Raw genomic sequence first — 13777 nt, 5'->3', positions numbered from 1 at the left:
TCGGTGCAAGTCCCGGCCAAACCGGAAATCGGCCTGCCGCTGTGGCTGCTCGCCGAGCTGACTTACCGCTGCCCGCTGCAATGCCCGTATTGCTCCAATCCGCTGGACTTTGCCGAGCAAGGCAAAGAGCTGAGCACCGAGCAGTGGATCAAGGTATTTCGCGAGGCGCGGGAGATGGGCGCCGCGCAACTGGGCTTTTCCGGGGGCGAACCGCTGGTGCGCCAGGACCTCGCCGAGCTGATTCGTGAAGCGCGCCAGTTGGGTTTCTACACCAACCTGATCACCTCCGGCATCGGTCTGACCGAGCAGAAGATCAGCGACTTCAAGAAGGCCGGGCTCGATCACATTCAGATCAGTTTCCAGGCCAGCGACGAGCAAGTGAACAACCTGCTCGCGGGCTCGAAAAAAGCCTTCGCGCAGAAACTGGAAATGGCGCGCGCCGTGAAGGCCCACGGCTATCCGATGGTGCTGAACTTCGTTACCCATCGGCACAACATCGACAAGATCGACCGCATCATCGAGCTGTGCATTGCGCTGGAGGCCGACTTCGTCGAACTCGCTACCTGCCAGTTCTACGGCTGGGCGCAGCTCAATCGTGTCGGCCTGTTGCCGACCAAGGAGCAACTGGTCCGCGCAGAACGCATCACCAACGAATACCGCGCCAAGCTGGAAGCCGAAGGGCATCCGTGCAAGCTGATTTTCGTCACCCCGGACTACTACGAAGAGCGCCCCAAAGCCTGCATGAATGGCTGGGGCAGTCTGTTTCTGACAGTCACACCGGACGGCACCGCCCTGCCCTGTCATGGCGCCCGACAGCTACCGGTACAATTTCCCAATGTGCGCGACCACAGCATGCAGCACATCTGGTACGACTCGTTCGGCTTCAACCGCTTTCGCGGGTATGACTGGATGCCCGAGCCATGCCGCTCCTGCGACGAGAAGGAACAGGACTTCGGCGGCTGTCGCTGCCAGGCATTCATGCTCACCGGCGATGCCAGCAATGCCGACCCGGTGTGCAGCAAGTCCGAACATCACGGCGTGATCCTCAAGGCCCGCGAAGAAGCCGAGCACGCCACCCAGACCATCGAACAACTGGCCTTTCGCAATGAACGAAACTCGCGCCTCATCGCCAAAGGCTGAGCCTTTCAGCGCCACTGCCGCAGTTGCCGCCGGCGTGGATTTCGCCGAGCTGCAGCTCGGCGCCCATGGTTTGTTCTGGAATGAATATCGCCCGACGGACGCCGCCTGCCGGATCTGGCACTGGCGCGATGGCGCGGCGAAATGTCTGACGCCTGCGGGTTTCAGCGTGCGTAGCAGGGTGTACGAATATGGCGGTGGGGCGTTTTGTCTGACGCCAGACGGGGTGGTTTTCGTCAACGAGGCGGACCAGCAGCTGTACCGCCAGACGCTGGACGACGAGCCCGTGGCATTGACGTCCGGGGAATGCCGATATGGTGATCTGCACTTTGCCGATGGGCAGGTGCTGGCTGTTGAAGAGAACGGTGATCGGCATCGGCTGGTGGCCATTGACCTGGTGGACGACACCAAGAGTCTGCTGGCAGAAGGTGCGGACTTTTACGCCTCGCCGATCATCAGCCCGGATGGCCAGCGCCTGGCTTGGATCGAGTGGAGCCGTCCGCATCAGCCGTGGACATCCACCCGACTGATGTTCGCCGAGCGCTCGTCCAATGGATTTTCCGCCCCGCGTTGTGTGGCGGGTGAAGCGTTTGAAGAGTCAATCCAGCAACCGCGTTTCGATGCCAGCGGACGACTGGGTTGTCTGACTGATCGTGGCGGTTATTGGCAACCGTGGGTCGAGTCAGCAGACGGCTTGCAGCCGTTAACTAGCGCCGAAGCCGATCACGCGCCAGCCCCATGGCAACTCGGCGGCTGCACCTGGCTGCCCACAGATGAAGCATTCCTGGCAAGCTGGAGCGAAGGCGGTTTCGGTCGTCTGGCGCTTAACGGAGAAGACTTCACCAGCGACTACAGCCGCTTCCGTCATCTGGCTGTCGACGATCAATTCATTTACTGCATCGCGGCTTCACCGATCAGCCCTTCAGCGGTGATCGCCATCAATCGCAAATCGCGTGAAGTGAATGTCTTGGCCGGCGGTGTCGCACCGCTGCCCGCCGAGCGCATCAGCCGCCCGCAAACCCTGCGCTACCCCAGCGGTTCGGGTGAAGCCCACGGCTTCTTTTACCCGGCCACAAATGGCGACGTGAAACCACCGTTGGTGGTGTTCATCCACGGCGGCCCTACCTCAGCCTGCTACCCGATGCTCGACCCGCGCATCCAGTACTGGACGCAACGCGGCTTCGCCGTCGCCGACCTCAACTATCGAGGCAGCAGCGGTTATGGCCGGGAGTATCGACAGGCGCTGCATCTGAGTTGGGGCGCAGTGGACGTCGAGGATGCCTGTGCGGTGGTGGCCTACCTGAATGATCGCGGCATGATCGACGGCGAGCGTGCGTTTATCCGTGGTGGCAGCGCCGGTGGTTACACCACGCTATGTGCCTTGGCGTTCCATCAGGTATTCCGCGCCGGCGCCAGTCTGTACGGCGTCAGTGACCCGGTGGCCCTCGGCCGCGCGACGCACAAGTTTGAAGGCGATTATCTGGACTGGCTGATCGGCGATCCCGAGCAAGATGCCGAACGCTATGCCGCCCGTACACCGTTGCTGCACGCAGGCAACATTCGCGTACCGGTGATTTTCTTTCAGGGCGAACTGGACGCCGTGGTCGTGCCGCAACAGACCCGCGACATGGTCGCGGCCCTGGAGCAAAACGGCATTGAGGTCGAAGCGCATTACTACGCTGATGAACGCCACGGCTTCCGCCGGGCCGCCAACCAGGCCCATGCGCTGGAGCAGGAATGGCGGTTCTACCGGCGAGTGATGGGTTTGACGGACTGAGACTCAGCGCTTGGCGATGATGTACACCGCGTGCACGATCCCCGGGATATAACCGCACAGCGTCAGCAGAATGTTCAGCCAGAACGCGCCGCCGAACCCGACCTGCAGAAACACACCCAGTGGCGGCAACAGAATGGCGATGATGATGCGGATAAAGTCCATGGGGCAGCTCCTGATTGGGGGTTGGCTCACCTGAGCCATACAAGCTAATCGACCTGTGCCGTTTGTCAGGGTTCAGTGCTTTCGCCAGACAGAGTGCGCAAGACCAATCAAGCCAGTATTTGCAGACCGTGTTTCTGCACAATGCTGAGCAGCTTCAAAGCCATTCCGCTTGGATGCTTATCCCCTGATTCCCATTGTTTGACGGTCGACGCGCTGGTGTTCAAATAACGCGCGAACACTGGCTGGCTGACGTTGTTACGCTCACGCAACGCCTTGATCTGCTCCGCCGGGATTGCATCTGGAACCGCTGCAAGACACGACTCATCAAACTCACGCATCGTTGCCTTGCTGATCGCACCGACTGCATGCAGGGCACTGGCCGACTCGTGCACCGATTCAAATACTTCACTCTTGAATTTTTTACTCATGAGTTATCTCTCTCGCCGAGGCCCACTAAATAAACACCGCAGCGGCGGTCTCTCAAGCAATAAACCGCACTGGAAAAACCCGGCCACAAAAAAACGCCCCACGCCAAAAGAATCAGGCGTGGGGCGTGCGTTATACCGCGAGACGGTTCTTGAATTCGGGTGGGAAATTTCAGCTCAGACGGCAATCCCTTTGCGGCATTGCAGTTGCGCGGTGCGTACCCGGGAAAAGGCACGGGCCAGGCGCAGGAGCATTTCGTCGATGTTGGCCTTGCTGACGTTGAGCGCCGGGGTGAAGCGCAGGCAGTTGGCTTGAGGGGCGTTGAGCAGCAAGCCTTCATGCAGCGCGGCTTTGACGACGGCCTCGGCGGAGTCTTCCGACAGGGCCAGGCCCCAGAACAGCCCTTGCCCACGCAACTCGCCATGTTCATAACGATGCGCCAGACGGGCGAGCCCTTCGCGCAGATGCTGGCCGTTGTCCCGGATCTGTTCGAGGAAGGCGCGGTCCTGCACGCTGTCTAGCACCACCAGGCCCGCGGCGGTCATCAGCGCATTGCCGTGATGAGTGCCGCCCAACTCACCTGAGTCGAAACAGCAGGCCTTGCCTCGCGCCAGCAGCGCCGCCAGTGGAACACCGCCGCCGAGGCCTTTGCCGAGCACGACGATATCGGCGCGCACGCCGTAGGATTGTTCGGCGAGCAGAGTGCCGCAGCGGCCGATGCCGGTCTGCACTTCGTCGAGAATCAACAGAATTCCCAATTCACGGCAGAGGCGTTCGACACCCTTGAGGTAATGTTCGGTCGCCGGGATCACCCCGGCATCGCTCTGGATCGGTTCGAGCATGATTGCCACGGTCTGCGCATCGACCGCCGCATGCAGCGCTGGCAGGTCATTGAACGGCACTAGGTCGAAACCCGGCAGCAGCGGCGCAAAACGGTTGTGCAAATTGCAACTGTCCGACGCCGAAATCGTCGCCAGACTACGCCCGTGACAGCCTTGTCTGGCAACGATGATCCGCGAGGCGCCGCCGCGATGCAGTTGGCCCCATTTGCGCGCCAGTTTGATCGCCGCCTCACAGGCCTCACTGCCACTGTTGAGCAGATACGCCTGATCGCTGGAAGTACTGGCACACAGGCGCTCGGCGAGGCTGAGCATGCCGCGGTTGTGCAGATTGAAGCCGGGATTGATCAGTGCCTGGGCTTGATTGGCGATGGCCTTGACCAGCGCCGAAGGGCTGTGGCCGAGGCTATTGGCGCCTCCGGCCTGGGAAAAGTCCAGGTAGGCGCGGTCATTGCTGTCCCATAGCCAGGAGCCCTGGCCGCGAACGAATACTTGCTGTGGGCGCTCGACGCTGGGCATCAGACGCTCGGCATTCAGGCCGTCAGCGGCGTCCGATTCCTGGGTTTCAAAAGCCAGGTCATCGAGGCTCGGCGTCTGGCGCCGCAAACTGAACAGATTCATTGAAAAAAACCTCGATCGAGGTTTTTTGAACTGCCTATGTAAACACTTTCAAAACAAACGCTGGTCATTGCGCTTTCCGGCCCTGTAAGCCTTGTGAATGCGGTTAGACTAGGCCTGTTCACGGCGTCGAGCCATTTCGATTTCCCAGCATTTTCGATAAGTGTTACTTATGGATTTCAAACAACTGCGTTATTTCGTCGCGGTCTACGAAGAAGGTCACGTCGGACGCGCCGCCGAGCGCCTGTCGATCTCTCAACCCGCGCTGTCCCAGCAGATTCGCCACCTGGAACAAAACCTCGACGTCACCCTGTTCGAGCGCAGCAGCAAACGCCTGTTGCCGACCCTCGCCGCCCACACCTTGTACAACCACGCCTTGCCACTGCTCGACGGCATGCAGCGGGCGCGTGAGGCGCTGGGCAACTTCAAGGGGCAGGCACTGCGCACATTGGCGATCGGCGTGCTGCAAACCGTGCACACCAGCCTGGTGCCTCAAATGCTTGAGCGGGTGCGTAAGGCCCAGCCGCATCTGGTGGTGCAGATTTATGAATTGACGGGGCTTGAGATCGAGCGGCGTCTGCTCAACGGTTCCTTGGACATCGGCATCAGCTATCTACCGCCACGCCAGCCGGGGCTGCACGGCGTGATGCTGTACGAAGATGAACTGACACTGGTCATCCCGGCGGATCATCCGCTGCGGGAATTCAAGAAAGTCTCGATGAGTCAGGCCGCTGAATTGCCGATGTTGCTGCTGGGGGAAGAATTTCAGATCCGCCAGATCTGGCAGGCCCAACTGGCCAGCCTCGGACGACGCCCGCAAGTGCAGGCCGAATTGAACAATATGGTGGGGATTCTCGACAGCCTGCCGCATACCCGTCTGGCGACGGTGCTACCCGGTCGTTCGCAAAAGGAGTACGACGATCAGGATCTGTTGTGGAAACCGTTGAGTGAGCCGCGTGTACCGTTGAAGGTCGGGCTGGTGTGTCGCGATGTGCAGCGCCAGCAGGCGCCATTGGCCTTGCTGCGAACGTTGCTGGAAGAGGTGATGCAGCGTGAGGACAAACCGCTGAAAGGTGCGCCGTCACTGGACGCGCTGAGCTGAAAACTTTTCTGCGGGCATAAGAAAACCCCGCCGAAGCGGGGCTTTGCAGACTGTTTCCCTGACATCCATTTCACTCCGCCACCCTGGCAGAATCCTACGTGTCCGTGTTGTTGCTTTGCGCTTCCTGCGCGACGTCCATGGAAAGTAGATTAGCTCTGGATCCAATCTACGCCTATGGGAGAACAGCAGCACGTCATGTAAGAGATCGCTTACATGACGTTACATCATCAGAACTGCGCAGCGTCCAGCAGGAACAGCGACTCGCTGCCAGCCTTGACCGACGCGCTCAACGAGTGAATCCGCGGCAGCAGACGGGCGAAATAGAACCGCGCGGTGCCGAGTTTGCTCGCGTAGAAATCGTCCTGCGCTTCTTTGCCCAGTGATGCCTTGGCCATCAGCGCCCACATGTACGCGTAAGCGGTGTAGCCGAACGCTTGCAGATACTCGACCGATGCCGCGCCGATTTCGTTCGGGTTGGTTTTAGCCCGGTCCAACAACCACGAGGTCAGCTCGTCGAGGGTGTCGACGGCGTCATTCAGCGGCTTGGTGAACTCACCCAGTTCGGCGCTGGCGGTCGCGGTGAAATGGCGGATCTCGTCGGCGAACAGTTTGTAGAACGCGCCGCCGCTGCCGACGATCTTGCGACCCACCAGGTCCAGCGCCTGAATACCGTTGGTGCCTTCGTAGATCTGGGTGATGCGCACGTCACGCACCAGTTGCTCCTGGCCCCACTCACGGATGTAGCCGTGGCCGCCGAAGATCTGCTGGCCGTGGACAGTGGTTTCCAGACCCAGATCGGTCAGGAACGCCTTGGCCACTGGCGTCAGCAGCGCAACCAGGTCCTCGGCACGTTTACGGGTGGCGGCGTCTTCACTGAACTTGGCAGTATCGAGTTGCATCGCCACATAAGTGGAGAACGCGCGGCCGCCTTCGTTCGAGGCTTTCATGGTCAGCAGCATACGACGCACGTCCGGGTGGACGATGATCGGGTCGGCCACCTTGTCCTTGTTCTGCGCGCCGGTCGGCGAACGGCTTTGCAGGCGGTCGCGGGCGTATTCGATGGCGTTCTGATACGAGCGCTCGCCGGTGGCCAGGCCCTGAATGCCGACGCCCAGACGCTCGTAGTTCATCATGGTGAACATCGCGGCCAGGCCCTTGTTCGGCTCGCCGACCAGGTAACCCACGGCTTCGTCGAAGTTCATCACGCAAGTGGCGGACGCCTGGATGCCCATCTTGTGTTCGATCGAACCACAGCTCGCCGGGTTGCGCGCGCCCAGGCTGCCATCGGCATTGACCATGAACTTCGGCACCAGGAACAGCGAAATGCCCTTCGGCCCGGCCGGTGCGTCCGGCAGTTTGGCCAGCACCAGGTGGATGATGTTTTCGGTCAGGTCGTGCTCACCGCCGGTGATGAATATCTTGGTGCCGCTGACCTTGTAGGAGCCGTCGGCCTGAGGTTCGGCTTTGGTGCGGATGATGCCCAGGTCGGTGCCGGCATGCGGCTCGGTCAGGCACATGGAGCCGGCCCAGACACCGGCGTACATGTTCGGCAGGTAAGCGGCTTTCAGCTCTTCGCTGGCGTGGGCGTTGATCGACAGGCAGGCGCCGGCGGTCAGCATCGGGTACAGACCGAAGGACAGGCTGGCGGAGTTGACCATTTCTTCAACTTGAGCGGAAACGGCTTTTGGCATGCCCATGCCGCCGTAGGCCGGATCACCGCCAACACCCACCCAGCCGCCTTCGGCATAAGTCTGATAGGCCTGTGGGAAACCGGCCGGTGTGGTGACGGCACCGTCGGCCCAGTGGCAGCCTTCTTCGTCGGCGGCACGGCTCAGGGGCGCGATGCTTTTGCTGGTGACCTTGCCGGCCTCTTCGAGAATGGCTTCAACGGTTTCCGCGTCCACGGTCTCGGCCAGGGCCGGCAGTTCGGCCCAGAGTTTGGCGACTTCGAACACTTCATTGAGGACGAAGCGCATATCGCGCAGCGGCGCTTTGTAGTCAGCCATGGCAAACCTCGCAAAGATCTAAACAGGTGATTCGTGGAAGGGTGTTTTCGTTGAGCTGGAGTGTAACCCAACAACTTTTGCGACACATAGGGTCAGGCGGTGACTGTTTTGTTATTTTTAGTCACAAGCAATCAGCCATAAAGAAGCCCGCAATCTGCGGGCTCTTTTGTTTAACAGGGGCGTGTTACAGCGAGAACAACTGGGCCGGCAGTTTCATCAGGCAATCGCTGCCCGCCTCGATCGCCGAACGATGCGCCGCGGTACGCGGCAACAGACGCTTGAAGTAAAACTCGCACGTCGCCAGTTTGCCCTGGCAGAAATCGCCATCCCCCTCCCCCGACTCCAGCTGCGCCTGCGCGACCAGCGCCATGCGCAGCCACAGGTAACCGAGAACGATGTAACCGCTGTACATCAGGTAATCCACCGACGCAGCGCCGACTTCATCCGGGTTCTTCATCGCCGCCATGCCGACCTTCATGGTCAGCTCGCCCCACTGCTGATTGAGGCCATCGAGCTGCGCGACAAACCCGCCCAGTTGTGGATGCCCGGCATTGGCCGCGCAGAACTTGTGGACGATTTTGGTGAAGTTGCGCAGCAGCTTGCCCTGGCTGCCCAGCACTTTGCGCCCGAGCAGATCCAGCGCCTGAATGCCGTTGGTGCCTTCGTAAATCGGCGCGATCCGGCAATCACGAACCAGTTGCTCCATGCCCCACTCGCGGATAAATCCGTGACCGCCAAACACCTGCATGCCGTGGTTGGTCACCTCCAGGCCGGTGTCGGTCATGAACGCCTTGCAGATCGGCGTCAGGAACGCCAACAGATCTTCGGCTTCCTGACGCGCGTCGGCGTCCGGGCTAAGGTGCGCGACATCGAGCATCTGCGCGGTGAAATAGGTCAGCGCGCGGTTGCCTTCGTTGAAGGCTTTCATGGTCAGCAGCATGCGCCGCACGTCCGGGTGGACGATGATCGGGTCGGCCGGTTTGTCCGGAGCTTTGGCGCCGGTCAGAGCACGCATCTGCAGGCGATCGTTGGCGTATTTGATTGCGCCCTGGAAACTCGCCTCGCCCAGACACAGGCCCTGCATCCCGGTGCCGAGGCGTGCGTGGTTCATCATGGTGAACATGCAGTTCAGGCCCTTGTTCGGCTCGCCGATCAGGAAGCCTTTGGCGTCGTCGAAGTTCAGCACGCAGGTGGCCGAGGCCTTGATGCCCATCTTGTGCTCGATCGAACCGCAGGAAACGCCGTTGCGCTCGCCCGCCTCACCGGATGCGTCCGGGAGAAATTTCGGCACGATGAACAGCGAAATCCCCTTGGTCCCCGCCGGTGCGTCCGGCAGTTTGGCCAGCACCAGATGAATGATGTTGTCACTCATGTCGTGCTCGCCGGCGGAAATGAAAATCTTGCTGCCGGTCACTGCATAACTGCCGTCGGCTTGGGGCACCGCACGGGTCTTGATGATGCCCAGGTCGGTGCCGCAGTGGGCTTCGGTCAGGCACATGGTGCCGGTCCACTGGCCGGCAGTGAGTTTGCGCAGATGGTGTTTTTCTGTTCTTCGGTGCCGTGGGCGTGGATCGCCGACATGGCGCCGTGGGTCAAGCCCGGATACATGCCCCAGGAAGTGTTGCTGGAGGCGACCATTTCGCTGATCACCAGTCCCAGCGAACTTGGCAGGCCCTGGCCGCCGTAAGCCGGATCTGCCGCCAGACCGTGCCAGCCACCTTCCACGTATTGTGCGAAGGCCTGCTTGAAGCCTGTAGGCGTTGTCACCACGCCGTTGTCGAAATGGCAGCCTTCTTCGTCACCGCTGCGATTGAGCGGTGCCAGAACGTTCTCACAGAACTTCGCGCCCTCGTCGAGGATCGCGTTGATCATGTCCGGGCTGGCGTCGTGGGCGCCGAGGGCCGCGTACTGAGTGTGGAAGTCAAAGACGTGGTCGATCAGAAAGCGCATGTCGCGCAGGGGAGCTTTGTACTCGGGCATGGTGGCTTCTCCTTCAGCAGATTGCTTCAACCTACTGCCGGCCACCCTGCCCCACAATCACTGTCCAGACGCTGAATGCGCCGTCATCACTCAACCTGCGGCGTTGTCCATGCGCACCGCGCCACGGCGGTTCTGCCCGAATGCCATCACGCAGTTTCGCCCCGCGCCCTTGGCGCTGTAGAGCGCCTGGTCGGCGGATTTCAGCACCTCTTCCGGGGTGCGCTGTTCCAGACGTTCGGCCACGCCGATGCTGACCGTGACCGATACGCTGGACGCGCCCGAACCCGAGCGACGCTGACGGCCCTGCTGATCATCCTGCGGGCGGCTTTCCTGATTTCGCAGCTGGATGTTGTAGGACGCAATCGACTCGCGAATGACTTCCAGGTGCGGCATGCACTCTTCAAGAGTCTTGCCTGCAAACACCAAGGCGAATTCCTCACCGCCATAGCGATAAGCCCTACCGCCGCCGCTGATTTTGGACAGCTTGCTGGCGACCAGTCGCAGGACCTGGTCACCTACATCGTGGCCGTGGGTGTCGTTGAATTTCTTGAAGTGATCGACGTCGCTCATCGCCAGCACATAGTTGCGCCCCAGACGCTGCATGCGCTCGTTGAGTGCACGGCGGCCCGGCAGGCCGGTGAGTTCGTCGCGGAAGGCCATTTGATAAGCCTCATGCGCTACCGCTGCAGCAATCATCAGCATGACCTGGCTGCACATGATGTTCAGGGTGAACGGCAGGATGAAGGTTTTCGGCAGCATCCAGAACACCCCGAGCAACCCTACCAGTTGCGCCGCGTGCAGCGGACGCGGGTTGCGCCAGTATTGCCAGGCCAGCAGCAGGAACGCCGAGATGAACACCGGATACGACAACTGGATCAGGCTCATCCACGCGCCGTGCAGCGCTGGCCAGCGGATTTCGGAAAGCCACATGAGCAACGCCTGCGGGTAACTTTGCTCAAGCCCCAGCGCCACGCTGCCAAATGCCAGCAGCACGGCGAAGCGCGCGACCATGTCCTGAAACAGGTGCGTGCGTTCCTGCCACGCGGCGAACAGCCCGAACAGCAAGGGCAATAGCAGGCAGACCAGATGGAACACCACGGCCGCGTCTTCGCGCACCTTGCCGTTGTCGCGGTAATAGTCGGTCTGGGTATCGAGCAGGAAGTAGGCGATGTACACCGTGACCATCAGAAACAGCTCGCGCTGGCGTCGGTAAACCGCACAGTACGAACCGCCCAACAGCAGCACCAGGGTCGGCAACACGTTAAACAGCGAGGTGAAGAACACGTTGAGGTCTTTGACGTACGCAGCCGCCAACCCCGCGAGCAACAACAGCAGTGAAGGTAGGAAATGACTGAAACGTACAGCGGAAGAACGCGGCAAGGGTAAAAGCTCCGACCCGTCATGGCAAAGAGATGGCATTGTGCCTGCAATATGGCCAGTTAAGCACACACAATGTGATCCAGATCACAGGCTGTCTCTTTAACGGCTGAAATCTGCGGTTGCTGAGGAATTTAGTCAGGTTTTTTGCGAAATGGCCGCCAGGCGGCCACCATGGCCATCATTCTTGATGGCCATGGTGAGTTTTTCTGCTCAGAGATCGTTGTAGAACGGCTGCAATGGCCCCTCTGCCGCCGGCCGGCCTTCAGCACCGTAAGGCTTGAGATTGAGCGATGCGTCCATCGCCTGACGTGTCGTGACTTTCGGACTGGCCGGGCGCTGGGTCACGGCATTCTCGTCGCCGATGTGGCCCTGTGGGATCACCAGCGATGGATGATCGAACGGTGCGCGCTCCCAGGCTACGCGCGGATCGGTCAGGCCGACTTCCATGAATTTCACCACGGCATCGATTTCGGCAGGCGTCAGGTTCAACGCCGTCATGTCCGGATCGAGGTTGGAGGTGTTGTGCTGGTTCACCGCCGGATGCTCGAAGCCGCTGGTGTTGTTGGCGTCTTCCCCGCGCCGGTCACCGCCACGGTTGTAGAACTCCATCACCTGTTTGAGCGTCGAGCGGCTGCCGTTGTGGAAGTACGGGCCGGTCAGGGCAATGTTGCGCAGGGTCGGGGTCTTGAACGCGCCGTCGACCGAATCGCGGAAACCAACATTTGGTTTGAGCGTGGCATCGCACGGAATCGCCGCGCTCAACGGCGCCTCGAACGTGCAGACATCGACGTCCAGCGGATCGACCGAACGGCCGCCCTGCAACACGCTGTTGTACTGACGGGTGAACGACCATGGATTGCCCCACGCATCCGCGCCGCCGAGGGCGAGGTCTTCCGAAGTCGGGCGCACACCGGTGTTGTAGAAGCCGTTGTCGTAAAGGGTGGTCAGGTTGTCGGCCATCACCATCCGTTCGATGCGTTCGCGCGGATGCATCAGCAGGCGGCTGGCGGCGTTGGTCAGCTCCGGGCCGCCGTGGCAATTGACGCATTTGCCCTTGCCGAGAAACAGGTTCATGCCCTCGACCTGTTGCGCGTTCATCGCCGTATGGTCGCCTTGCAGGTAGGCATCGATCGGCGCCTGATCGGACACCAGCGTCGCCTCATACATCTGGATCGCCAGGCCGAAGAACAACGGGAAGTTGGCCTCCATCTGGGTGTACGGCGCACCGCCCACCAGAACGTTTTGCGTGGCGTTCCACAGCCGGGGCTGGAAGGCGTTCTTGATCAGCTCGCGATAAGTCGGGCGCCGTGCGCCGGATACTGGAGCCAGTACCGAGTCGGTGGACGAAATCCGCTGCTGCTTGAGCATCAGCGTGTCGAGCATCCTGCGGCCGATGTCGGCAAAGGTACGGCCACCGCAGGACATTTCCACCGGGCTGCCGGGCGGGCCGACGGCTTGCGAGGCGGCAGACGCATCGTTGAGCGCCAGCCGGACTTTGGTGGCGACCGTGCTGCGCTCGCTGGTCACGTAGATCCCGGCATCCGGGTCGCGATTGCCGAACGGCGAGAAACCGTTGAACACGTTATTGGCCCGACCGTCCCAGAAGTTGCGCACGTTGAACGCGGCGTTGATCACCGACGGCGCATTGCGTCCGGTGCTGCGGCGAACGTTGATGCCGCCGACCTGAAACAGGCCGTCCGGCTGCTGGGTGCACTTGTCGAAACGCGGCTGATTGGGTTTGACGAAGTTGGCGTCGAACACGCCTTGCGAGCCGACCACATCGTCCGTCGAGTACACGATGGGCGAGTTGCGCTCCAGAGGATTGCTCAGCACGTGGGTCGGGAAGTCGGTTTTCTTCAGCGTGTAGTTCGGGCCGCCCTTGCCGCCGGACAACGTCGCGTAGGACGCCACATCACCGGGAATGTCCGACGCCACAAACGGTTTGTTGAAGATCGACGCGACGTTGGCGTTGGTGTGCGCCTGGCCGGGGTTGAGCTGGTTGGTGATGCGGTGGTCGACGCCGGCGTGGTAGTGGCAGGACGCACAGGCCGTGGAGCCATCGCTGCCGATCTCCATGTCCCAGAACAACGCCTTGCCCAGCAGGATTGCGGCCTGGCGATTGAGCACGTAGTCGGTCATCAGATCGACCTTGCGTCCACCTTCGGTCCCGGACGGATCGGGGGGCACCATCCCGCGCAACGATTGCAGCGAAGGAACCTCCGGCACGGGAGGATCGACTTCGACGGGGTCGGCGGCCCATGCGCTGTGGACTGAAAGCGCGATGGGTAACCAGAAGGTCAAACGAGCGAGTCGACTGATGTTCATAGGCTTCACCCTGACTGTTGTTGTT

9 protein-coding genes and 1 pseudogene are annotated in these 13777 nt (G+C 61.0%); 3 read left to right on the top strand and 7 right to left on the bottom strand.

The features are described 5' to 3' along the window. Positions 1–3 precede the first annotated feature (3 nt). Positions 4–1140: a pyrroloquinoline quinone biosynthesis protein PqqE gene (gene pqqE, locus PMI24_RS27345; RefSeq protein WP_371807421.1), complete on the top strand. Its 1137-nt coding sequence runs from the start codon at positions 4–6 to the stop codon at positions 1138–1140. Beyond that, positions 1106–2914, top strand: a complete 1809-nt coding sequence (locus PMI24_RS27340; protein WP_007959873.1) for a S9 family peptidase — start codon at positions 1106–1108, stop codon at positions 2912–2914. The genes pqqE and PMI24_RS27340 overlap by 35 nt, the downstream gene beginning before the upstream one ends. 3 nt (positions 2915–2917) lie before the next feature. Here the strand turns inward: PMI24_RS27340 and PMI24_RS29095 are convergent, their stop codons facing one another. The 3 genes from PMI24_RS29095 to PMI24_RS27325 all read right to left on the bottom strand — a co-directional run bounded on the left by PMI24_RS29095 (position 2918) and on the right by PMI24_RS27325 (position 4962). Continuing rightward, a complete protein-coding gene (locus tag PMI24_RS29095; protein ID WP_003228885.1) occupies positions 2918–3076 on the bottom strand; it encodes a YqaE/Pmp3 family membrane protein in 159 nt (52 codons plus the stop codon). Positions 3077–3183: 107 nt separating this feature from the next. Further along, the gene (locus PMI24_RS27330; RefSeq protein ID WP_007959872.1) at positions 3184–3504 is read right to left on the bottom strand and encodes a helix-turn-helix domain-containing protein; all 321 of its coding nucleotides are present in this window, start codon (positions 3502–3504) and stop codon (positions 3184–3186) included. Positions 3505–3678: 174 nt separating this feature from the next. Further along, a complete protein-coding gene (locus tag PMI24_RS27325; RefSeq protein WP_007959870.1) occupies positions 3679–4962 on the bottom strand; it encodes an aspartate aminotransferase family protein in 1284 nt (427 codons plus the stop codon). A 169-nt stretch (positions 4963–5131) separates the two neighbouring features. Between PMI24_RS27325 and PMI24_RS27320 the strand changes: the two genes are divergently transcribed. Beyond that, positions 5132–6061 (top strand): LysR family transcriptional regulator, encoded by a 930-nt coding sequence (locus tag PMI24_RS27320; protein WP_007959868.1) that lies wholly within the window; start codon positions 5132–5134, stop codon positions 6059–6061. Positions 6062–6288: 227 nt separating this feature from the next. On the opposite strand, the gene PMI24_RS27315 is transcribed toward PMI24_RS27320, so the two are convergent. The 4 genes and pseudogenes from PMI24_RS27315 to PMI24_RS27300 form a co-directional block, all read right to left on the bottom strand. After that, on the bottom strand, positions 6289–8067 hold the full coding sequence (locus PMI24_RS27315) for an acyl-CoA dehydrogenase C-terminal domain-containing protein (RefSeq protein WP_007959866.1): 1779 nt from the start codon (positions 8065–8067) through the stop codon (positions 6289–6291). Positions 8068–8251: 184 nt separating this feature from the next. Next, positions 8252–10047 (bottom strand): annotated as a pseudogene (locus PMI24_RS27310) (acyl-CoA dehydrogenase C-terminal domain-containing protein). 90 nt (positions 10048–10137) lie between these two features. After that, a complete protein-coding gene (locus tag PMI24_RS27305; protein ID WP_007959861.1) occupies positions 10138–11427 on the bottom strand; it encodes a GGDEF domain-containing protein in 1290 nt (429 codons plus the stop codon). 210 nt (positions 11428–11637) lie between these two features. After that, complete coding sequence (locus PMI24_RS27300; RefSeq protein WP_007959859.1) at positions 11638–13752, bottom strand: cytochrome-c peroxidase; 2115 nt, start codon at positions 13750–13752, stop codon at positions 11638–11640. Between the last annotated feature and the right edge of the window lie 25 nt (positions 13753–13777).

It is taken from the genome of Pseudomonas sp. GM25 (assembly GCF_000282255.1).
Taxonomy (GTDB): domain Bacteria; phylum Pseudomonadota; class Gammaproteobacteria; order Pseudomonadales; family Pseudomonadaceae; genus Aquipseudomonas; species Aquipseudomonas aphyarum.
The sequence above is the reverse complement of the archived record's forward strand: the minus strand, read 5'-3'. Positions and strand labels throughout refer to the sequence as shown.